Below are 23,791 nucleotides of genomic sequence, written 5' to 3'. Positions count from 1 at the left end.
ATGAAGGGATGATTTTAACAATGGCTCCATTAAAGCGCAGAGGAAGAAAAAAGCAAGCACCTATTATTTCAAATACAGGCTTTATCGGCTCTGTCTTTATTGATACATTGGAGTTACAAAAGAAATCCTATTATTTCGCTCGTAAAAAACTTCAAATTGTTCATCACGTATTAGATGGTCTCTCTGGAGCAACAAGTGCTTTATTTAAAGAACATAACATTTCAGCATACATGTCATGTGTGTATTTACATAAACAAAAGAAAATTGGTTTTGTTCTTTCAACGAAACCATTTGAACAAAGTGATGGCGTTGCTTATTTTGTAAATTATTTAATCGAAAAGAATTTTTACGGCGACCATGACGAAGATGTAGAATATCAAGAAGTATTTAATACAGGTTTTATCGGTGTAGTATTCGCTGATTTGTCTAGTATAGATCGCTTTAATTTCGAGTTTGAAATGGGTATGCTAACGAAATTAATGAAAGATATGATTATTCCGGTTAAAGAACTCTTTTTACGCCATAATGTACCGGCTTACATCTCCACTTCTCATTTAGAAGAACAAAACAAATTAGGTTTCGTTCTCTCTGTAAAGCCATATGATGAACGCGCTGAAGCTGATTTATATTTTGAAGCGTATTTAAAAGAACGAGGATTATTTATTGGTGATGAAGAAGATGATATTGATAAAATTGTTATTAGAAAAACAGCTGAATTACGATAGAAAAGCGCAGGATGCTGATCCTGCGCTTTTTAAGTTACGTTAAACACTATAATCTTTTGAATGAATTTCTAAATTTAACTTATTTGTTAAAATTTTATTCAAAGTAAAAAATACAATCCCCCCTGCAATGGGAAGCGTGTAGGCTGGAATGAAATTTAATAATAGTCCTGATATTGCAAGTGCTATTGGCTGCATTATTTTACCTAAGCTTAATCCAATACTAAGAACTCTTCCTCTATATTCTTCAGGAATCTCATTTTGCATGAAATACATTAAAGGAATATCAATTTGTGCTATCATAAACCCTAAAAAGAACATAATCATGCAATACGTAGTAACATATACCAAATTATTTACTACAATAGATTTAAATAAAACAGGTATTCCTGAAACTATCATAAAAATTGCCAACATAAAACTTATTTTTTTCAATAGATAAGAATAAGAAAAACAATCAGTTATCTTTTTTACTAATATTGCACCAACTATCATACCTATCGGAAAAGTCCCTTGAATCATACCAAATTGCTTAGAACTAAGATTGAGAACTGTGTTAATAATGTATGGCAACGGAACAGTTACAGCAAAGCCTAAAAAGAAATTAAGTGAAATTAAAATACTAAAAGTATTTTTTAAGCTTTTCCGCTCCAATAAGTAAGAGTATCCCTCCTTTATATCTTCAATAAAATTAATTTCTCTAATTGAACATTCCTCATTTATGTTTTGCTCGCACAATTTAAAGTTTATAAACAATATGGATATAGCCGAAAGGATAAATGAAATACCGTTAATAATTATAAAAGTTTTCATATCAAAGACTGCAAAAACAATGCCCCCTAACATAGGCCCTAAAATTAAAGATATAGAATCGATAATTTTACTTATAGAATTAATACTCATTAACCGTTCTTTAGTAACCATATTCGGTTTTACGGCCTCTAATCCTATTCCAAAAAACGTTGTAAATACTGTCATAAGAAAGGTAGTAGTATAAATGATGAATAAGTTTAATCCATAATAGCTGCTTAATATATAAACAGTTATTAATAATAATCCGCTTAGTAAATCCATACAAATAACCAGTTTCTTTTTATCAACCTTATCAGCAATGACACCGGCAAATGGATTCATAACAATCATTGGAATCGTTCCTAATATGAGCGAAATTGCAAAATTTAACGCAGATCCGGTTATTTGTAAAACATACAATCCTAATGCAAAACTATAAATAGAGCTACCAAATAGTGATACTGTTTTTGCAATTGAATATAAACTAATATTTCTTAATTCTTGATTGCTTTTTTTATTTTCTATATGTAATCGTAAACTTCCCATCACTTTTCCCCCTGCCTAACTTTGTGTTACGTACATTGTAAGTTCTTGGGTCAACCCAATAGCAATATGTACTATTTGAAAAGTTTTAAGGGAAAATAAATAAAAGATGGGGTTAACCCCATCTTTTTCCGAAAAATGAATATGTATAAATTTCTTCTCCTTGAACAAAGAAATCCTCGTACCTTCCCCCTCGTATCAAATAATTTGAAGTACTTTCATCAATAGATTGAAACTGTAAATTTTCGATTTCTTTTGTTACTTTTGCAGATGTAAAATTCTCTCTGAGTCTAGGTGCAATTTGGCTATTTATACTAAATTTATTAAATAAAATAAATGAACTTAATAAATAACAATTGTGTTTAAAAAGGGAATTTAATTCACACAATAAGAACTCCTCATATTCAAAACTATAATTACTTGTACCTGATTGATCGATTACAATATCAACAGAATTATTCTGAATAGGTATGTTTAGAAAGTCGGCACAGATAAATACAATATTTCTTTTCACATTTCTTCTCTCAATTACATCTTTTAAAAGTAAAAGTTTATTCAAATCTCGATCAACAGCAATATATAAACACTCTTCCGGTAGTTCTTCATAAATATTTCGTAAAAAGAACCCAATACCAGACCCTAAATCAAGTAGTATTTTTTCATTTAAATCTAATTGCATTAGTTTCTTTTTCGCCCATTCTCCTCCTCTTTGAACATTTTCCAAAAAAGCAGTATCAGTTTCATGAATATAATCCGAAATAGAATCTTCAAGTGATTTCTTTTCATACGCTTTCACTGAGTTGCCAGCTGTTAAAACCCCTGAAATAATCGTGTATTCTTCACCACAATTACAAATTAACTTTCCCTCAATAATTTGATTCTTATTAATAATGCCATCTTCAAGAATTAAATTTCCGTTACACTTAACACATTTAAATAAATGAAGTACTTTTAAATCTACCCCTAAAATTGAACTCGAAATTTCAGTTTCTATAGATAAATTATGTAACGCTTCCTTTAATTTGCATTTTCGTTCCTCTAAAGTTTTTATTTCTTGTTCAATCTTTTCATATTTTACTTTAAATAAAGATTGATAAAAATTATCCTTTTCATAGTCTAAGGATTTCCCTAAATTTTTATAAAGAAACAGTTCTTTAATTTCATACAAGCTAAACCCTAGCCATTTGTACTCTAATATAAGTTCTATATCCTTTTGACAATACTCGTCAAAAAAATAGTGACTTCCTTTTTTCTCGGGAATAACGAGTCCGAGGTCCATATAATGTCTAATCGTATCTACACTTACATTATTTACTTCTGCAAACTTACTGATTTTCATCCTAATCACTACCATTTATATATTTGTTTATACATACTTCTTTATTATTTTAAAAAATCCTTTCATCTGCCTATACAAAATTATTTATGCTATGAAAAAGATGTAATTAATTTTAAAGTTTCGCCACATACCCATTAAGCTAAGCTTATATAAGTTTAGCTACTCTTTTTTAATCTTGAATTTAAAAAAGAGTAGCAGGTAGTACGTTTATGTCTATATATCTAAAAACTGTGAGTTCATGGATGAATTTAAAACTGCGGCGTAAGTACTGCAGTTTCTTCCTTTTTCATTGAGTTGAAATATGTAAAGTTACGTACTTTAACTGTAGCGGACTTGTATTACGCGTTCATATAAATTTTATAGACGTTAAGGATTTTGTTTTATGGGAAGTGTTCTTGCTATGGAATCGGAATTGTAAATATAGATGAACGTGATTCAAATCAAAAAAAGGTACTCCTAGAAGTACCTTTTTAACTATTCTATATGTGCGAACGTTTTCAAAAATTATTGGATATAAATTGACGTACGCATTGTATTAAATGGCGCGTTTATAGATGTTTTTTGGTATTCAAATGTTCCTTGTTGATGTCCAGACGCATCCCATTTGTAATACCAGCCAACGATTGGTTTTCCGCCGATTATTGTGGATCCAATACTTTTTACATTAGAACCATTCATTTTAGTAAACGGATTTTGACCGTATCCCATCTCTTTCGTTGTAATATATAAGTATTTTCCCCCGTGGTTACGTGTTGTGCTAAAGCTGTTTTGGTTAATTGTTTCTACTCCGCCCAGCTCAGACTCTACTTGTACGACGTTTAGTGAAGTAAGTGGTGCTGCTGGTCCAGCTGAAGCTTCTGTTGCCATCCCTAATCCGACGAACGCTGTGATTGCTAACGATGAAATCCCTAGTGCTGCTTTTTTAAACATAAAAAACATCCCCTTCCATCTATTGTTTTCTCTTTCATTGTCAATATAATCCTAATAATCTTATATGTAAATAGATTGTAACTGTAGAAATAAAAGGTAGAATATTCTGATTTATTAGCATTTAAAAATATGACTTCAACTTTTTTCGTTAAAGATAGTCATCAATCTCTAACTACCTAATGACCTCAAATAAACGCTATTCAAGTCATTTTAAGAGGTACAAAAGACCTTATAGTATATAAGGTCTTTCCCAACACTCTGAAAAAACCCGTGAATGATTCACGGGTTTTACTTTAATAACTAATTGCTATTGTTCCCTCACCTGCATGAACCGCAAATGAAATTGGTAATGGATATAATTTGAAATCCATTTCGGGGAATGCTTGTTTAATATCTGCAATCCATTCTTCCGCTCCAGCTTTATCGTTAGCATGGAACATATGAAGTACTTTTGGTAATTCTTTTTCAAGTTCATTTTTAATATATTCTCGACATTTTTGGATTTTACGAACTTTCTTTTCAAGTAAAAGCTCTCCACCTTTTACTTCTAGTATTAAGTTCACACTTAATAAACTTCCAAGTAAAAATTGAATACCCTTTACACGACCACTCGCATATAAACCTTTTAAACTCTTTGGGAATACATGAAAAGGTCTTCTTTTTTCATCTACTAATGTTTTGTGTATATCTTGTAAAGTCATACCATCATTGTATAACGATTTCGCTTTTCTAATTAATTCATCCATTGGATAACTTGTTGTTTCACTGTCTAATACAGTTAATGGAAAACCTGCCATTTCTGCAGCTAACTTCATATTTTGATAGGTTCCACTTACTTTTCCGCTAATAGCAACTGCAAATCCTTCTTCATATTCTTCTTTGCATTTTGTAAACAACTCTACCATTTCCCCAATATTAGGTTGTGAAGTAGTGACTGTTTTACCTTCGTTTAACGCATTATAAACCCGTTCACGTACACCTTCTTCACAATCTTTGTACGAAGTTCCATCAATAATAACTTCGATTGGGATAACAAAGTTATCTCCTTCTGTTTTAAAATTCGCAGTTGTACTATCAGTAATCCAAGCAACACGCTTCATGTTGTTCCTCCCTTAATTCAATTCCTCTTTTCTAATTTTTCTATATATTTATGTTATAAAAAGAGAATATCCCTGTAATAGTAACAGGACTTTATTATTTTGGCTATAGTAGATGTATATTAAATGTGACTATTTCTTGTCTATTCCACAAATAAAAAAGAAAATCAAGGAATTTGCTCGATTTTCTTCTTATTCATATACTATTTAAAAGTTTCATTATCTAAAATTACAACATAATCATTCGTTAATCTTCCTGCCTCTTTTGTATAACTAACAAGCCTTTGTATATTATCACAGCAAATTTTTGCTCCCCATACGAGTAACGGTACGCCAATAAAATCGATATGGAACCTTCTAGAAAACAGACCACCAAAAGTCATTGGTAAAGGTACGGTTGGTGATGTATTAGAAAAAATAATTTTTTCATGACTTTGATAATGTTTTTGCAAGATTTCTCCTAAATGCTTCATCGCTGGTACAACAACTTTTGATGCGCCACATCCAATCGTATATACAGGATGACCGTTTTCGTCTATTCCATGAAAAATAATTTTTCCCATATCTTCTGTTTTCAATTTATTAAAGTAATCTACATTCAAAATTTCTTCTTTTGTTAACTTACGATCCGTTGGTAATTTATTTAAATGATATGCTGCAGCTAGTGATGTTGTATGTGTACCGCCGAAGTCTGTGTAAATGTATATCATATTATCATCCCTTGTTGTAAAAGTTCAATGTTATTTAGTATTACCGTTCGCAACAATGTTAAACAAGGGATGCATGTATTTACGCTTTTTGTGTTAATTCATTATATTTTTTCCAAATATAATAACGTCTACTAATTACGGTGCCTAATGTAATACATAAAAAGGCATTTGTTACAACCATTAGTGTCTGGTGCGTGCTACCAGAAAACATACTTTGTTTAATAATAATTTTTGCTCCTAAAATAACAAGAAGAATTATTGTACTTACCCAATTTCCTTTCCGTAGTACATGACCCGTTTCACTATCTAATCGAAATGTTAAAGCTTTCCCCCGTATAATTCCAATACCTAAGCCAATTCCAAGCATTACAAAAAACAGTAGTCCTTGCAGCAAAGTTATTTGTCCCATACGAATAATGGACTGAACTGTTACAAAGCACAACAAAGCCGGAATGAGCCAAATACGGTTTATTTTCACTTTTCGTTCTTTACTTTGCATCAAAACAATAATAAGAACAACAAGTAAAATATCCATTTAGAATCCTCCTATAAACTTGTTTATCTTTAAAGATTATATTCTCCTCTTTTCATTCCATAATTGAAATACAATAGCTACTTTCAAGTGTAAGATGGAAAATGTGAGTTCTCATCAGCCTTAAGCATTATTTATAAAAATAAAAAGACGTACTTTTTACTCGTACGCTTTTAATAACTCGTTTAAACTCCTATTTATCAACTAATTCCACACCTTTAGAATTAGTTTTACCCAACAATCGAATGTTAAATTTATTAATAGCTTTTAAAAAGATATTATAAATACAATATCCAACAATAGAACCTATAACATTACAGATCACATCATCAATATCAGTAATACGTCCCACTCCACTAAATAAAGACTCAATTAATTGTAGCAATTCAATACTAACTGATATAGCAAATCCTAATAAAATATTATTTTTGAATTTCGTATATTTATCCCATAAGATTGGTGCTGAAAATCCTAAAGGCATTAATAATAAAATATTCCCGCCTACATTTCTTACAATTAGACCAATCATAAACAGGGCATCCCCATCATAAGCACTACCAATTTGATTGATGTCTTTAATAATTGATGCAAATGGTATTATATTGACCGAGCGATTCAGATTTTCAACATTAGAAGGAAAACCAATTGGTAAAGGGAATAAAGTTACTGCAACAACCATACAAATGTAGACCACGAATAAAAAACTTATTATTTCTTTCCACCAAATCACATGTTTTTTATTTTTGGTACCAATTAATATTCCACGTACAATTAAATAACAAATAACCCCTAAAATAATAAACAAACTACCGTTGATCATATACAAATTGCTAACACGCCCTTTCATATGAATGAATAATTAAAATTTACAACTATATAGTAATGTTTTCGAATTCCAAAATCTATATAATTGTATATATTTTTATGAAATTATAAAACCCTTTATTTACTAAATAAAGGGTTTCTCGTTAACTAAAATATTTTTCAAAATAGAAACTATCATGAACCCGTTTAAATTATTTTTGTATCTCTTCTTTAATATCCATATAATTAAAAAGCTCTTTCTATTTCTGTCATTAATTTTTCGGGTCCTGCCCCTTTATTCGATGGAATAACTAAAGTGATTCCTAATTCTGGATATATAGACGAGCGAAAACTGACGCCTGGATCATATCCCATTATATGATATTTGAATACCTTGTTTTCTCGTGTTTCAATCCATATTCCATAGCCGTAAGACTGTTTATCATTTACTTGAATGTGGGGAGTTAAAAGTAACTTTGTATATTCCTTTCCTAAAATTTCATTATTAAATAGTGCCGCCCAAAATTTCAGCATGTCTGGTGCAGTAACATATGCACCTCCATCAGCTCCTCCTTTTATTGGTATAGAGTAGGCGTTTGTTCTCCAATTTTGGTTAGTTTCATCCTTTATATATCCTAGTGCTGTATGTCTTGGTAATCTATCTAAAGAAAAATAGCCAGAATCATTCATACCAATTGGATTAAATATGTTCTTTTCTATATACTCCGTAAATTTAAATCCCGTCTGTTCTTCTATTATTAATCCAAGTATGATAAAACCTGCATTGTTGTAGTGAAACTTACTTCCAGGTGTAAACATCATATTACTGTTTTGGAATAATGGTAAAAAATCTTTTAAGCTCTTTAATAGATACATAGGTGTTTGTTTCCAAAGATCTTCGAAGTTATCCATAATACTTTCATCAAAATAATCTGGTATACCAGCGCTATGCGTTAGTAGTTGATGTATTGTAATATCTTCATCAAAGTTTGGAAATTTTATCTCTAGACAATCTTTTAATTTTGTATGAAAAGAAATAACACCTTTTTCAACAAGTTGACAGATGCCAATTGCAGTGAAAATTTTACATCCTGAGGCAATGCCAAATCTTGTTTGTATCGTATTGCTTATACATTCACTTTGGTTTGCGTAACCCAATGCTTTTTCATAGACTAGGTTTTTTTCTTTTTTTACTAAAACTACTCCAGAGAAATCTATTTCCTTTTGTATTTCTTTTACAATTTTATTAATCTCATCTTTTGTTTTTATCACGACAACCACCCTTATCTTTCCAAATTGTTCTTTCCCCTTATTAATTTTTCCATATAAAGGGGAAAGAACCCTCTTATTGAATACGATAAATTGTTAATGAGAACACAAAGTTTATTTCGAATTTATCCCGCATTAACGGACAGTAAGACCCCCACCTCAAAATTCAGTGGAAGTTAAGCGGGGGATGAACAAAACCCCCACTGATTAAAGTTTCACTTTATTGATTCAGTAGAATACAACTTAGATTGCAATGGGAATAAAGTAAACACACACAATACGATAGTGATAAATAACATTATTAATGACCCTACAATAACTACAAGTTGTATAGAAATGAACTGAGTCGCAACACCAGATAATATTGTAATAAAAATTGTTACTAACGCAATAATAAGCCCATATATACTCCCGATCCGTCCCATCATATGAACAGGGATGTTATTTTGGTAAAATGTATAAAATCCTGTATTTGCATATGCCATCGAAAAAGATAAAATAAAGAATCCAATAGCAGCTATTAAAAATACATTTGAAAAGGCATAAATTAAATAACCAATTGCGATGAATAATGATCCTATTCCAATTAGAAATGAAGGTGCTAATTTCTTTGACAAAATTGTATTTGTTATGGCACCTAATATATAGCCTGCACCAGCTATACTAACTAGAAAACCGTATTCACTATCTGTTAGTAGTAATACCTCTTTCGCAAACGATAGTTCAAGTGAATCAGTAGCAGTTGCTAATACGAACATACTTTGAAATAAGAAATACACATATACGACATACACATGTTTTCTACTAAAATTTATAACAGTGCTCCAATCTTTTTTTAATACTGTAAGGGATAATGTATTACTAGTTGTATCCGAATCTTTTTTCTTATCAAGGTTGGGTAAAAGTAATGTAATTAATCCTGATAAGAGAAATGCTATAGCATTCATATATATAGCGAATTCTGGTGTACCCGCAATTAATAATCCCCCCGCTACTGCTGGTCCAATTAGTGATGCACCAGATCCTATTAAACTACGTAGTGAGTTGAAACGTTGTCTTCGCTCTACTGGAATTAATTTCGTCATATACGTCATAGCAGTTGACTCATAAATTGCACTGGCCATACTTATAAAGAATACGAATACATAAACAATCCAAAGTGACGGAAGTAAAGGTAAAATAGCGATAAATAACGCACGATATATATCGAGGTGAATCATTAACTTCCGTTTATTTAAACGATCAATCATACTCCCAGACCAAGCGTTTGTAAATAAAGTGGCTAATGGTTTTATTACATATAAAGTAGCAACAGCTAAGGCTGAGCCACCCATATTATAGACAAGTACATTCAGTGCTATTAAGTAAATCCATGCCCCTAAATTCGCAATACCAACTCCGGACAATAGTAATAAAGGATATTTCCAATCTTTAAGTAAGTTTTTCATTTTTTGCCCCCGCTTTCCAAATTGTTTTACAACAATAAAAAAATCCCACCCCCAAGACTTTTAATCTTAGGGACGAGATTATCATCGCGGTGCCACCCTAGTTTGTTAATATGTCACCATACTAACCTTATCAGGTACTGCATTCTCATTCATGCTTATACCATAGCTCTATAACGGGAGCTCCCGTCACACCACCCCCTTCATAACAGGTTCCGGTGTGCTGCTCAGAGGCTTGATTCAATAAAGAATTTTTACTCCTTTTCAGCTAAATGGAGCTCTCTGTGAAAAATTCATTTTATTTACTATTCTCTTCACTGCATTTGATTTTTTCCATATTATCACAAATTATTTTAACTGTAAATAAAAAATAATCAGATATTTAATAACGTATTATTATTAATTCACTTATTTATTATTTTTTCTAAAAATTACGGTGCGTGAAATTACTTATAACTCTAAAGAAAGAGCCATTTTCATATAGCTCCTTCCAAATACCTGAATTAATTCGTATTCGCCTCTGTTAACGGTTGTAACGGCGGTTCTAATTCTATTTCTAGTGTATCTCCTTCTTGTAAACCTTGTCCTTTTTCAATACTTTGGCTCGTTACATAACCCGTACCAGAAGTTTTCAAATCTAATTTCAAAAGCTTAGAGAAATACATAACATCACGCATGGACCAACCTTTTACATTTGGCATATGTGCGTTATTTCCTAATAAAAATATACGATCTCCTTCACTTATTACCTCGCCAGACTGTGGGTATTGTTTTATTATTTTTCCTTCTCCTAAAATTACCGGCTGTAGCTTCTCTTTTTCTACACTTTTCTCTATTGTATCCATCGATTTATTTACATAATTTTGCACTTTTAATTGAGATTGTTTCGCTGCATCAGCTATTTGTTTTTCTGTATACGGTTTCACTTTTAAATATTCAAGGCTGTTTTTTATAACAGGTTTAAATATTTCAGCAAGAGGCTGAGCTCCATACTCATCTCCTTTTAACTTTGGCTGCTTAATAGCTAAGTATACGATTAACTCCGGATCATCAATTGGAGCCATTCCTAAAAAGGAGAAAATGTAATTCTCTTTCCCTTCCATATATCGGCCGTTTTCAGGATTCGGGATTTGTGCTGTTCCTGTCTTACCTCCAATTGGATAACCATCCACTTTATACATTGTACCAGTTCCTTTTGAAGATGTTATAACACGCTCCATTAAGCTTCTAACCTTGTCCGCTGTTTCTTTTTTTATCGGATTCCCAATTTCTTTCGGTTGATTTTCCATAATAACTTCTTTGTTTGTTGGATTTACAATTTTATCAACGATATATGGTTGCATCATTTTCCCGTCATTTGCTATTGCAGTAGCCGCTTGGATTAATTGAATAGGAGTTACTGTAGAACCTTGGCCGAAAGAAGTTGTAACTTGTTGAATTTGCGTATTTAATAATAAAGTATTTTTACTTTCACCAGGTAAATCTATTCCTGTTTTTTGATTGAATCCAAATTTTTTCATATATTGCTTAAATTTATTTGGTTTCAGTAACTGATCTTCTAAAATAGAGAAAGCTACGTTTGATGACCTTTCAAAACCTTCATCAAACGTAATTGATCCCCATCCAAATCCACCATTATGATCTTTTATATCAGATGAACCCACGGAATATTTTCCAGATTGAAAATATTCTTTTCCGTTATATACACCTTCATTAATGGCAGCTGCTAACGTAAAAACTTTCATTGTTGAACCTGGTTCATATGCATTTGCAATCGGATCATTTAAAAAGTATTCGATATCACCTACATTAGGATTGTAACTAGGTTTACTAGACATTGCTAAAACCTTTCCTGTTTTTGGATCAGCAATAATTCCAATTAACATAGAAGGATCATAATGCTCTTGTGCTTTGTTCATCGCTTCTTCTAAAAAGCTATTAATTTGTTTATCAAGGGTTAAATATACGTTATTCCCATTTTTAGCAGGTTCTACTTTACCTATATCATTCGTAAGCGGAATCCCCCTTCGTGTACCCACATATTCTATATTCCCGTTTGTAGAGCGCAAATATTTATCCAAACTCTTTTCAAGCCCAAACTTTCCTTCTGTATTCCCTTTATCATCTGGTCTAGCAAAACCAAGTATATAGGATGCAAAGTCTTCATTCGGATACACTCTTGCTTTTTCCGTCATAAAAGATACACCTGGTATTTTTAAATCATTAATTTTTTCCTTCGTTTCCCTAGATAAGTTCCGACCAATTTTTCCAATTTCAACTTGTGTACGCCCTTCATGCAAGTTTTTCAATACTTCTTCTTTATCAATTTCAAGCGCATCGGCTAATTGTTGTGCGGTTTCATCTTTATTTTTCACTTTATCTTTTCCTTTTAAATTCACAACAACTCGATACGTTGTAGAATCTTGTACTAACACCTTCCCGGTTTGGTCATAGATAGTGCCACGATTCGCTTCTAAAACACCTTTTTTATTATGTTGTTCATTCGCTAGATCCTTTACATTCACATTATGCACGACTCCTACTGCCTGAATATAGAATATACGCAAAATCATAATAAGAAACAAAACAATAAAAGCAATCATCATATATCGAGCGCCTTTATTCGTTTGGAGTTTTTGCATACTTATCTCCTCTCTTTTGGAATGGATTCGTACGAAGATACGTTTTTAAATTTGTAATTTTTGTTTGCGATATTATATGTTTCGAAGTTTTCTTTTTAATTCCTTTAAAACAATGCAAAACTAACTGTTGTTATTTTGTGTCATTATTTTATATAATTTAAATTCGGTGCGTGAAATTTCAAAATATTAATTAGTACAACTTGATTACAGAGCACTCTAAACTCTTTTCGTATTTCCTATAAAAAAGTTCCCCTCTGGATGTCCAAAGGGGAACTTTTTTATAATACAATTATGCGATATGGTTATATTTCGCTAAGAAAGGAATTCGTCTCGCTACTAATGCATACATTTTGAATACAAGTTTCGCTATTGGTTCAAACATACGTGCACTTTGCATTACTAATGCGCTCATAATAAGTGTTAAGAATGCTGCACCAAGTATATCTAAAGGATAATGAACACCTACGTACATACGTGATATACCGACTAATACTGCCCATAATAGCGCGATATATTTCAGTTTTTCTCCTCTAAGAATAAATACGAAGACGATTGAAAATACAAGTACAGAATGATCGCTAACGAATGATGAATCTGCTGCATGTGGTACTAATTGATGTACATCATGTGATACGAACGGACGCGGATGGTAATATACTGCGTGTATAAGAACATTTACTAATAATGCAAAAATAACCGAAAGCGTCGTATATAAAACTGTATATTGTTTTCTAATTGCCTTATCTTTCTTTCCATTATTAAACCATAAGATAAGCATAAATAAAATGGCTACGTATGCAGCGCTATTTGTAATAGCAACCATTAACGTATCTAATAGTTTGGATGAATCAGCAAAATTATTAAACCACTGAAATACTGTGTAATTCATTAAACTCTCTCCTTACATACAAGTGTTCTTGATTTACACAGTATACAATACCATTATGAAAATAGGCTTAAACTTTTTTCATCTAATTCTCATTTTACTATTATTCATATGACAATTATAAAACAAATTTTATACGCAATTTATGTATAAAGCTGGTAAGCCTTTATAATAAGGCGGTTCGTATTTTTTCATGTTTGGGATACATAACATATTCATTTAAATATACTAATTGCAAAATCATATTTTTTAATTCATTTGAAGTACAATATTTCCGAATTGTTCTCCATGTTCCATACGGCTTAGTGCTCGAATTGCTTCTTCTAACGAGTAAACTTTATCAATAATTGGTTTAATTTGATGTTTTTCTATAAATTTTATCATCTCATTAAATTCCTCACCGCTACCCATGGATGTTCCCATAATATCAATTTGATTGTAAAATAGCGCGCGTAATGGTAATTCAATTTTATCTCCTGAGCTTGCACCAAAATTCACGATTCTTCCATTTGGTTTTAATACATCAAAATATTTCAAAAAAGTTGCCGGACCTATACTATCTATTATTAAATCTACTTTTTCACCTTGTAAGCTCTCTTCCCAATTTCCAGCACTATGAAAAGAAATATCTGCACCATATTTCTCAGCAAGTTCCCTTTTATTCTCTACCCTAGAAGTAACACTCACTTTTGCGCCAATTGCTTTCGCGAATAACATGGCAAATGTAGCAACACCACCGCCTATTCCCGGAATTAAAACGTGTTCGCCGCACTTCAGTCTACCTTTTGTAAAAAGCGCTCTATATGCAGTTAGTGCGGATAAAGATAAAACACCTGATTCTTCCCAAGTAAGATATGAAGGCTTTTCTACTACATTTTCAGCTGGTACAATTACATATTCAGCAAACGTTCCATCTTTCGGTCCACCTAGCACTTCCGGTAACTCCGGTACTTCAGTAGCATGTTCCCATCCAATACTAGGATTAATAATAACTTCTGTATGTAGTTTAATATTTGAAACTCCTTCTCCTATTTCTGTAACAACTCCTGATCCATCTGACCCTATTACTAATGATAGATCCATTTCTTTTCTATTATTTATAATAAATAAATCCCTATGATTTAATCCTGCAGCTTTTAACTTTACTTTTACTTCACCTGCATTAGGACTTATCTCAGGTGAAAATTTATATTCTAATCCCTCTAATCCTTTTTTATATTGATGTACAATAGCTTTCATTGCTTAATTCCCCCTTAATATTTCCAATGTACTCGAAATATCAAAATAAATAAAATAGTTTGCCTCCAATAATTAGAACTTATATATTTTGTCATGAAAAAAACAAAAAATCCCCTCCCTATAAAAAGTATAGGAAGAGGTTTCAAAACTAGTTAGATAAGAATCTATAAATTTATTAAGTTCTAGCTAATTCTAATATTTTTCGAATAAACGGCGCTTTTGCCTTTGTATACGACACACGATCAAAAGTATATGTAATAGCAAGCATCTCTTTTAATTCTCTATATTCTTCACGTGCCCATTCATGGCTTATTAGAAAGTCCCGAAATAAAATATTGTTTCTCCATTCTTCGCTATTATAAATATAAACATGCAAATGATGAGTACCTGCTCTCCATTTTCCCTTTCTAAAAAAGCGCCAATTCGTAGCTTCTTTTGGAACAAACTCATATCCAATTTCAGATAGAATTTCTATCCAGTTTTCAGTAATTTGCAAGTCCGTTACGCCAATCATCATATCAATAAGAGGTTTAGCTCCTAATCCTTTTACTGCAGTGCTTCCTATATGTTCAACAGCAATTATTTCTTGTCCTAACAAGGAACAGAATTTCTCTTTTTCTTTTATATACTCTTCAACCCAGTCTTTTTGATATGCTTTAATAACAATTTGTTGGTCCATTATATTCACCTCTTTATAAGTGTTTATCATTATATTTATAAAATTTTATATTATTAGCATAGGATTTCCATAAAATATGTCGAAATAGTGGAATGTACAACTTAATTATATTAAATGTGAGGTAATCTATGAAAGATAATTCCGTGGAAATTCAGTTAAATAACGTAACATTCCAATTGAAAGAATATCATAATTTTGATTGGCTTATTAAATTAGGGACCGTATTTGCAGTTTTTGACCAGCAAGATTCAGGTAATATAAGTTTTGGTATAGAAAAAGATGGTCATAAGAAATTTATTAAATACGCAGGAGCACAAACAATTGCATATGAAGGAACAACAAGGGATGCTATTGAAAGGCTAAAAAATTCAGTTACTATCTATGAAGATTTAAAGCATGACTCGCTTATAAGATTAATCGATCATTTTCCAGTTCAATCTGGATATGTATTAATTTTCGATTGGTTTGATGGTGAATGTCTTCATTCGCATTGGCGTTTCCCACCTCCTGAGAAATATAAAAATCCAAACTCTCCATTTTATAAATTTAGACATTTGTCTGCTATAAAACGAATTCATTCCTTACATTCCATTTTTTCTTTCCATACTTATGTAGAAAAGAAAAACTATGTAGCGATAGATTTTTATGACGGTAGTATTTTATATAATTTTAATACAAACGAAACAAAAATTTGTGATATAGATTTATACAGTAAGAAACCTTACATAAATAAAATGGGCCGGCTATGGGGTTCCTCCCGTTTTATGTCACCAGAGGAATTTGAACTAAACGCTATAATTGATGAAAGAACAAATGTATTTAATATGGGAGCAATGGCTTTCTCACTTCTAGGCGGTGAAAAAGATCGTTCCTTTATAAAATGGGAAGCAAGTAAGGAATTATATGAGGTAGCGTATCGTGCTGTAAATGAAAATCGGGCAGAACGGTATGCATCAGTTACAGAATTCTATGATTCGTGGTTAAACGCGGCGAATGCAGAAAGGATATAACCTTAAATTATTAAAAGAAATATAGAGTTTATACTGTTATCATGTATATTAAGACTGTTTTTATGAGTATTTCGTATAAAGTGTGATGTAACTGATTAAAGCTATTTTCAAAGGCGACATATCGGCAATAAGTTATGTCTATTCTGTATAAGTGTTAGCAAGTTCGTTTGCAAACTTGCTAACACTTTTTTGTTTAAATAATTCACACATTTTTTCTTAATATACTGATTATGTTTCCAATTGTGTATTAATGTGTGGGTTTGACTACCCATATTTTAGACAAAATGGACGGTAAGGGTGAGGACAATATAAATATGTCTTTTTCTTTGTATATGTTTATTTCACGAGCTATAAATTTTTTCAATTCCAAGCATGTGTATCATATTCTTCATTATTACAATAAATGCATTTCACGGTAAAGATAGGGAATTTGTATATCTAATATTCATAATTTATGTTATGGTACAATATGTTAATTAATTACAATACTTTCTAAAAGGGGAATACATAATGAAAGCAACGAAACTCATAGCGTTGACAATGCCAGTTCTATTATTGTTCGGTTGTGGGCTAGGAGATAAAGATTCTACTCCTAAGACTGAAGAAACTAGTAAAGCAATGTTGAAAACTACAATATCTGAGGAACAGTATCCAAGTTACATGTATGAACAATTACTAGATTTTAACTTTAATAAGGATGACATAATAATAGGTTTAGGTTATGCACTAAAAGGTGATGAAAAGTATAAAGAGGTATTCAAAACGGCAAGTATTTTGGATGAAGCTTTAGATCGAATGGAGAACGTAAAAGTACCTGATAAGTATAAAGACACGCATAAACTCATCTTAGAAGGGATAGAGGATGCAAGAAAAGGTACAAAACCAATATTAGAAGCTAAAGGTAAAGATGTAAAAGAAGTTAGTGTAGTTATTGCGAATAGTTCTCCCCACCTGTTAGGCATGGATAGAGAACAGTGGAAAGAAGCAGTTTACCAATTAGCTAAAGAAAACAAGGATGATTTCTCTAAGGTATATGATAAGAAAGTAGAGGAACATCAAAATAGAAAGAGTAACTCGTAATCAATTATACAACACGATAAGGAAATATAAGAAAATGATGATCAAAAAGGTAAATTATTAAATTTTATTGAAGCTAAATACGAAGTTAAAGAAAAGAAATAATACATACTTAATATTTCTTTTAGGGCGCATCTTCATGAAAGTTGTACGCTCTATATTTAAAGGCTTTCGTTTAATGGGCTTAATTGTAAAGACTTAACTTAAAGCATTATCTAAAAGTAAACATAATATCCCTCCATGACTCTAATGGTACCATTAGCAAGGACAAATTTGAACAACTAGGATATTTATGTAAGTCAGATATAGTGTCTCTTTATCAGTTGTAAGAAAAAAAGTGGATCCCTATTCTCTCACATGGAATCCACTCTTTCTATTTCTACAACTCTATTTTTATACGTTCCTCTTCTTGTCCTTAACAGGACTGCCATCACTAAATCATTAACATAATTATCTTTAGCGGAAGTTAAAAGTTTTTATTTTCTTACTCAATTAAAGCGCCCGTTAGTTAAAGATTATGGATAATTAATTTGAAAGTGTTTTATCTAAATACACCTTTTCTTTTGGAAAGCCAATCTTCTAAGGCATCTTCGTGTAGTTTTGTGAATAATTTTGGTATTTGGTCTATTGGGAAGTATTTTAAATCCAAAGTCTCAATACCATCTACAGTAAGTTCTCCACCAATTGGCTTACATTGAAAACAATGAGTGATAGTCTGAGCTTTATCTCCGTTCGGAAACTCACCAGAATATTTAGAGTAGACACCTATAAGATGTTCAACCTCAACATTTAATCCTGTCTCCTCAAATATTTCTCGTTTAGCGGTTTCTTCAAGAGATTCTCCAAGTTCCATAGCACCACCTGGTAGACCCCACTCATTTCTATCTCCCCGTTTTTGTAAAAGAATTTCATTTCGTTCGTTATAAACAATACCTCCAGCAAAATTAAGAAATATTAAATCATGCCCTACTTTTCCCCGGATATAACGAATGTAGTCCTTATTTGTAGTCATAAATTCCCTCCTAATTTATATATAAAATACAAATCAATTATATATAAGGATAGAAGAAAATGGTAACAAAAATGATAATATTCCTTATTCTCATAAGGAATTCGCCCTTTACTTTTTATCAATCTATGCGTTTTTTAAACATTTCTATTCTAATACCTTCATTTCCCGAATCCCCTTTCAAAATAAAGAGAACACCCTTTCTTAAAACAATTTTATCGCGGCTCTAAAAATTGGTGTCCTCTAGTTTTCTAGCCGGACTATATTCTATTTTCAAGCTCATTTCTATCTCCCCATGAATAAAACTCAGCATTCTGTTTATACTACAACTACATCTAGAGACACATCACTGTTTAGAGCGGCTAGGTTTTGTTAGCTGCTCTTTTGTTTTTTACACAAATAAAATCAATAACTCAGCATATAATATCTATGTAGCTAGATTATTACCTCTGTATCGAGCAGTTAGGCTGGGCTAACTGCTCTTTTATTTATGACAAAATGAAACTTTTTAACAGAATTACTTTCGTATAACATTTTCAATCTCGCTTACACTATAACTGTAACTTTAAGTTACACATCTATTACTTAGAGGGCCTAATTTTCTTTTGTGTAACAATTGGTTAGCTCATAAAGTTAACCAATTTGTTGCGTTAAATATTTTTTATTTCTCAATACTTAATACCTGGAATTAATTCTTATTTATTGGTATTAAACTATTGACATTGATTTTCCTCATATGCAATTTTTGAAAAGGCCTTTTCTCTCACATCAGGCCCTTTTATTTATAAAAAAAGATTATTTTATATAGATTACTATAAGCATCCATAAAGCCAAAGCACCAATTAGCGAGTACTATACGTGTATATAGTATCCTTACTTCAAAGTCTGTTTTCTTGAAGATTTCTCGTAATGGAGATGTCTCAAAATGTTAGCTTGATGGGCATGGGATCCCGCCCACATTTTAACGAAAATATAAGCTAAGCAAATCCCAACATAAAGCGAGCCGAATTTTCTACCCTTAAGAAAAATTTCGGTTCGTTTTATGGTTTCATGACAAGTTGTTTACTGAATAATAAAGTTCTTTATTGGAACAGGCTACTTTCTTCAACAATCTGGCCCGATTGTTGAAGAAGAAATATAATAAAAATGCTTTTGATTGTTTTATTAAACGAATTAAACCGCAAAAAACAAGAAGAATCCCCCCCTTTTTACTAGTACACTAAATCCTATAAAAGGGGGGAGATCATGAACAATAAAGCCATTGGATTATTTCAAGGAATTGCGTTATACATTTCAGCTATTCTAGGATCAGGTGTCCTTTTTTTATCGGGGGTAACGGCCTCAATAGCGGGCCCTGCATCTATTGTATCCTGGTTTATCGTTATTATAATTAGTTTTCCGCTTGCTTATTCCTTTGCTAGTTTGGCACGGATATATCCTGATTCTGGTGGAGCAGCAACCTTTGTTAGAAATTCTTTTGGATATCATCTTGGCAATATCGTTGGGTGGTTTTACTTTGTAACAGCAGCAGTTGGTCAAACGATTGTATCTTTAACTGGTGCTTTTTACGTCAGTCAGGCATTTGGATTTTCGCATTTTGAAACAATTATAATTGCCGTCTTTATTTTGGTAATTGCAGGTGTTTCCAATTATTACGGCGTAAATGTTAGTGGTAAAGTTGCAGTGATTTTAAGTTCCTTATTACTGATTCTTTTAGCGTCAGCTGTATTTGTGGCATTTCCAAGAATACAATGGGGGAATTTTACTCCCTTTGTTCCAAATGGATGGTTTTCTGTCGGGAACGCTATAACGGTTATCTTTTGGGCATTTTTCGGTTGGGAGGCGATTTGTAATCTGGCTGAGCACTTTAAAAGGCCAGAAAAAGATATTGTCAAAGGAGCAGTTATTAGTGCAGTTGTCATTGGATTATTATTTTTAGCGCTAAGTCTTGTCACTATTGGAACGGCCACGTATGGCAGTCAAGAAAGCAACCTGTCTCCTATCGGTGTTATAATGGGAGGTACAGTAGGCGGAGGTGCCAAAGTCGTTACAGCTGTTTTAGCTTTAATTATTTGTACAGGGACAGCGAATGCTTTTGTAGCCAGCCTAACGCAATTAGGATATTCATTAAGCAGAGATGGTGCTTTCCCAAAATTTTTCTCAAGGCTGCATGCAACTACTCAAATTCCAAGACAGATGGTATTGTTTGTTATCTGTTTTTCGGTAGCAGGTGTGTTAGTGACAAAAGCTTTGTCACTAACGTTTGATGATATTTTGTTTATACCGACTTCTCTTGGGATTCTAGTTTATGTTCTTTCAATGGCGGCAGGCGTTAAATTATTTAGGAAGAACACACTGGCATGGTGGGCATCGTTAATCTCTTTCATTTTATGTTTGCTGGTGATTCCATTTTTTCAATTGTATATATTTGTTCCGTTAATTGTCGTGGCTATATATGTGATTTATATGATTTTAAGTAATAAGATTTTCGCCTACAAGGGAGGATTAAAATCTAATGAAAGATCAAAATAACCTTTCTAGAGATACCATGTGGAAAGCAACAGTATCATGTGATTCAGCGTATGACGGGATATTCTTTTACGCAGTCAAGACAACTGGAATTTTCTGCCGGCCTTCTTGCAAGTCTAAGGTTCCTAATTATGAAAATGTATCCTTTTTTTCAAATGCGCAAGAAGCTCAAAGGGCAGGCTATCGCCCATGCAAAAGATGCCGATCAGATCTAAATATAAAAATATACGACCCGTTCGAATGCGTTTTAGAAGATACTATGCGATTGATAAAAAATAATTATGTTCAAAACATGTCTTTAAATGAAATTGCATCAAGGGTAGGAGTTAGTCGTTTTCATTTAAATCGGAGTTTCAAAGAAAGAACAGGGTATACTCCTCGAATATATCTAGAAAGGATCAGAGTTAAGAAAGCAAAGGAACTGCTCTTGACAACGGTCTTTAATAGTACAGAGATTGGTTATCAAACAGGCTATCAAAGTGTATCTAGCTTTTATAATGCATTTAAAAGAAATACAGGATTTTCACCGAGTCAATTCCGGGCTTTCCATAGTGGAAATACCGTAAACCAAGAACTTGACTGAATTCACGTTCTTTAACAAAAGATAGCATGAATTAACAAGAGTGCTTTGTACTCATCGTATTTTTCGATAAATCATTACTGATTGATTAAAAGTAAACAACTTTGTATTGAACAATAATAAGCAATTTTTTCTCTGTTATAGAATTGTAGGCTTTTTAATTCAATCCTCAACAAACGGGCAGCATTATTGAACAAGTTTTATGAACTTTAGTGGTAGCATCATTAGTGAATTGCTTTATAACAACTAATTAAGGAGGGGTAGAATATGAGAAATAACTTTCAAATCGTTGCGTTACAAGAGAAGGAGTTTAATAACCTATTTCTAATGAATGAAGAAGTATTAAAAAATATCGGGGCAGTCAAAATAATAGCAAATAAAAATCCTGGATATCCTTGCAGGGTAAGTTTGAAGGATGCAGAGGTAGGAGAAGAGGTAATTTTACTGAATTACCAATATCATAGTGTTAATTCGCCTTATAAAGCAAGTGGTCCTATATTTATACGAAAGGGAGCAACTACTGCTAAGCTAGATGTAAATGAAATTCCGCATATGTTACATCATAGGTATCTATCTGTACACGGCTACAATGCTGACTCAATGATTGTAGAAGCAAGGGTTACAGAAGGTGTAAATTTAAGAGAAAATATAGATGAAATTTTTGATAATAAAGAAGTAGAATATATTCATATTCTTAACGCTAAACCAGGATGCTATAACTGCCTTGTTAATAGAGTGTAAAAAAATTGAAAATGCAAAACTTCTATTATCCTATAAGGGGTACCACTAATCGCTATCAAGCTAATTCAACAAAATCTCCCCTAAAATGAAAAAATACGCTATTCTTTTTGTAGAATCATAGGAAAGGATGGCGTTTTTGTATGTCTATTTCTGTATCTGATGAATTACAACTATTTGCTCAAGAGATTCAAAGTTTTTTATCTCCAAATACCTTACGGGATCTTGCTAGAGATGTTGGTTTCGTGCAACGAACCAGTAAGATTTAGTCGCTTTATGTATATGGATGAGTCAAAATATCGCTACAACCTCTTTAGCTCAGTTATCTAGCTGTTTAGAATCATCCACAGAAGTACTCATCAGTCAGGAAGGACTGAATCAAAGGTTTAATAAATCAGCCGTTCAGTTTTTGCAACATATATTGACTAACCTTCTAAATAACAAATTAACTTCATCTATACCACTTTCTTCTCCATACACCTCTGTTTTCAAGCGTATTCGCATTTTAGATTCCACTGCATTTCAGCTTCCAGATATATTTTCAACCATTTATCCTGGGCTGGAGGATGTAGCCATACTGCTGGGATGAAAATTCAACTTGAATATGACCTATTAAGCGGACAATTCCTATATATCCATACAGGTCCAGGGAAACAACATAATCGAACCTATGGTTCTCTGTGTATTCCAACTGTAGCACCAAATGATTTATGTATCCGTGATTTAGGGTATTTTCATTTAAAAGATCTTCAACATATACAACATAAAAAGGCTTACTCTTATCTATTAATAACTGTACATCGTCTTGCTCCTCTACAGATTAAACGCTCGGCTTCTCTTAATGAAATTGGAACAAGTACAGCTTCATCAACATCGTCTTCTACATCAAAAACCGCAAATGCTTCCCCACCCACGATTAAAACACAAATGAATTCTACTTCTAAATCATCATGAGACCTAGGAATACAATTAGAAATAGTACAACGTTGAATACCCCCTACTAACAATGTTCTAGCTTCTTGCTCAGATATTCGAATAAAAACAAATTCCTCTATGGCTACATTTCCAACTTCCACTTCAATTTTTACTAGAAGAAAGAATCTGTTTCTAATTTTCACATTTCCTATGTATACGTACACTTTCCAACACGCCTTCTAATTCCTCTTGTTTCGCTGTTCTATCAATTTTTGGTAAGAAAGATAATTGTTTAGTCATATAA

21 protein-coding genes, 1 pseudogene and 1 other annotated feature are annotated in these 23,791 nt (G+C 32.2%); of the genes and pseudogenes, 7 read left to right on the top strand and 15 right to left on the bottom strand.

Features of this window, described 5'->3' with window-relative positions; translation table 11 throughout:
* The first annotated feature begins 20 nt into the window (after positions 1-20).
* Positions 21-725, top strand: coding sequence for a hypothetical protein (locus BCG9842_RS12810; RefSeq protein ID WP_000035353.1), 705 nt, complete (start codon positions 21-23; stop codon positions 723-725).
* A gap of 39 nt (positions 726-764) precedes the next feature.
* Here BCG9842_RS12810 and BCG9842_RS12805 read toward each other — a convergent pair whose 3' ends face one another.
* The 13 genes from BCG9842_RS12805 to BCG9842_RS12745 all read right to left on the bottom strand — a co-directional run bounded on the left by BCG9842_RS12805 (position 765) and on the right by BCG9842_RS12745 (position 15,629).
* Positions 765-2,060 (bottom strand): MFS transporter, encoded by a 1,296-nt coding sequence (locus tag BCG9842_RS12805; protein ID WP_000535181.1) that lies wholly within the window; start codon positions 2,058-2,060, stop codon positions 765-767.
* A 112-nt stretch (positions 2,061-2,172) separates the two neighbouring features.
* A complete protein-coding gene (locus BCG9842_RS12800) occupies positions 2,173-3,396 on the bottom strand; it encodes a MerR family transcriptional regulator (protein WP_000703286.1) in 1,224 nt (407 codons plus the stop codon).
* Between the two features lie 504 nt (positions 3,397-3,900).
* The gene (locus BCG9842_RS12795; RefSeq protein WP_000472921.1) at positions 3,901-4,326 is read right to left on the bottom strand and encodes a DUF4879 domain-containing protein; all 426 of its coding nucleotides are present in this window, start codon (positions 4,324-4,326) and stop codon (positions 3,901-3,903) included.
* A gap of 293 nt (positions 4,327-4,619) precedes the next feature.
* Complete coding sequence (locus BCG9842_RS12790) at positions 4,620-5,426, bottom strand: DegV family protein (RefSeq protein WP_000831924.1); 807 nt, start codon at positions 5,424-5,426, stop codon at positions 4,620-4,622.
* Between the two features lie 200 nt (positions 5,427-5,626).
* Positions 5,627-6,133 carry a DUF3189 family protein gene (locus BCG9842_RS12785; RefSeq protein ID WP_000639423.1) on the bottom strand — a complete coding sequence of 169 codons (507 nt, stop codon included), beginning with the start codon at positions 6,131-6,133 and terminating at the stop codon, positions 5,627-5,629.
* A 79-nt stretch (positions 6,134-6,212) separates the two neighbouring features.
* Positions 6,213-6,668 carry a DUF1453 family protein gene (locus BCG9842_RS12780; RefSeq protein WP_000353715.1) on the bottom strand — a complete coding sequence of 152 codons (456 nt, stop codon included), beginning with the start codon at positions 6,666-6,668 and terminating at the stop codon, positions 6,213-6,215.
* A gap of 190 nt (positions 6,669-6,858) precedes the next feature.
* Complete coding sequence (locus BCG9842_RS12775) at positions 6,859-7,491, bottom strand: VanZ family protein (RefSeq protein WP_000281840.1); 633 nt, start codon at positions 7,489-7,491, stop codon at positions 6,859-6,861.
* Positions 7,492-7,715: 224 nt separating this feature from the next.
* Entirely contained in the window at positions 7,716-8,741 is a 1,026-nt protein-coding gene (locus tag BCG9842_RS12770) for a serine hydrolase domain-containing protein (protein ID WP_000598055.1), read from the bottom strand.
* A gap of 212 nt (positions 8,742-8,953) precedes the next feature.
* Positions 8,954-10,186, bottom strand: coding sequence for an MFS transporter (locus BCG9842_RS12765; protein WP_000793350.1), 1,233 nt, complete (start codon positions 10,184-10,186; stop codon positions 8,954-8,956).
* Positions 10,187-10,251: 65 nt separating this feature from the next.
* Positions 10,252-10,510, bottom strand: a binding site (T-box leader).
* A 176-nt stretch (positions 10,511-10,686) separates the two neighbouring features.
* Positions 10,687-12,825, bottom strand: a complete 2,139-nt coding sequence (locus BCG9842_RS12760; RefSeq protein ID WP_001170951.1) for a penicillin-binding protein — start codon at positions 12,823-12,825, stop codon at positions 10,687-10,689.
* Between the two features lie 289 nt (positions 12,826-13,114).
* Positions 13,115-13,714 carry an undecaprenyl-diphosphatase gene (locus BCG9842_RS12755; protein WP_001110130.1) on the bottom strand — a complete coding sequence of 200 codons (600 nt, stop codon included), beginning with the start codon at positions 13,712-13,714 and terminating at the stop codon, positions 13,115-13,117.
* Between the two features lie 246 nt (positions 13,715-13,960).
* A complete protein-coding gene (locus tag BCG9842_RS12750; RefSeq protein ID WP_000644526.1) occupies positions 13,961-14,950 on the bottom strand; it encodes a zinc-binding dehydrogenase in 990 nt (329 codons plus the stop codon).
* A gap of 175 nt (positions 14,951-15,125) precedes the next feature.
* A complete protein-coding gene (locus BCG9842_RS12745) occupies positions 15,126-15,629 on the bottom strand; it encodes a GrpB family protein (RefSeq protein WP_000372681.1) in 504 nt (167 codons plus the stop codon).
* A 128-nt stretch (positions 15,630-15,757) separates the two neighbouring features.
* Between BCG9842_RS12745 and BCG9842_RS12740 the strand changes: the two genes are divergently transcribed.
* Positions 15,758-16,639: a protein kinase domain-containing protein gene (locus BCG9842_RS12740; protein WP_000654529.1), complete on the top strand. Its 882-nt coding sequence runs from the start codon at positions 15,758-15,760 to the stop codon at positions 16,637-16,639.
* A gap of 510 nt (positions 16,640-17,149) precedes the next feature.
* Positions 17,150-17,719: a membrane protein gene (locus BCG9842_RS12735; RefSeq protein ID WP_000648401.1), complete on the top strand. Its 570-nt coding sequence runs from the start codon at positions 17,150-17,152 to the stop codon at positions 17,717-17,719.
* A gap of 538 nt (positions 17,720-18,257) precedes the next feature.
* Here BCG9842_RS12735 and BCG9842_RS12730 read toward each other — a convergent pair.
* A complete protein-coding gene (locus BCG9842_RS12730; RefSeq protein ID WP_000210489.1) occupies positions 18,258-18,728 on the bottom strand; it encodes an NUDIX hydrolase in 471 nt (156 codons plus the stop codon).
* A 1,242-nt stretch (positions 18,729-19,970) separates the two neighbouring features.
* Between BCG9842_RS12730 and BCG9842_RS12725 the strand changes: the two genes are divergently transcribed.
* From BCG9842_RS12725 to BCG9842_RS12710, 4 genes and pseudogenes are all read left to right on the top strand, one after another.
* The gene (locus tag BCG9842_RS12725; protein ID WP_001060115.1) at positions 19,971-21,257 is read left to right on the top strand and encodes an APC family permease; all 1,287 of its coding nucleotides are present in this window, start codon (positions 19,971-19,973) and stop codon (positions 21,255-21,257) included.
* Positions 21,241-21,837, top strand: coding sequence for a bifunctional transcriptional activator/DNA repair enzyme AdaA (locus BCG9842_RS12720; protein WP_000654821.1), 597 nt, complete (start codon positions 21,241-21,243; stop codon positions 21,835-21,837). The genes BCG9842_RS12725 and BCG9842_RS12720 overlap by 17 nt, the downstream gene beginning before the upstream one ends.
* A 264-nt stretch (positions 21,838-22,101) precedes the next feature.
* Positions 22,102-22,575, top strand: a complete 474-nt coding sequence (locus BCG9842_RS12715) for a DUF1203 domain-containing protein (protein WP_001245407.1) — start codon at positions 22,102-22,104, stop codon at positions 22,573-22,575.
* A 140-nt stretch (positions 22,576-22,715) separates the two neighbouring features.
* Positions 22,716-23,349, top strand: a pseudogene (locus BCG9842_RS12710) (IS4 family transposase); the annotation flags it as partial.
* Between the two features lie 2 nt (positions 23,350-23,351).
* Here BCG9842_RS12710 and BCG9842_RS29780 read toward each other — a convergent pair.
* Positions 23,352-23,711, bottom strand: a complete 360-nt coding sequence (locus tag BCG9842_RS29780) for a hypothetical protein (protein ID WP_015945802.1) — start codon at positions 23,709-23,711, stop codon at positions 23,352-23,354.
* Positions 23,712-23,791 lie beyond the last annotated feature (80 nt).

This window comes from Bacillus cereus G9842 (genome assembly GCF_000021305.1).
GTDB lineage: Bacteria > Bacillota > Bacilli > Bacillales > Bacillaceae_G > Bacillus_A > Bacillus_A thuringiensis_S.
The sequence above is the reverse complement of the archived record's forward strand: the minus strand, read 5'-3'. Positions and strand labels throughout refer to the sequence as shown.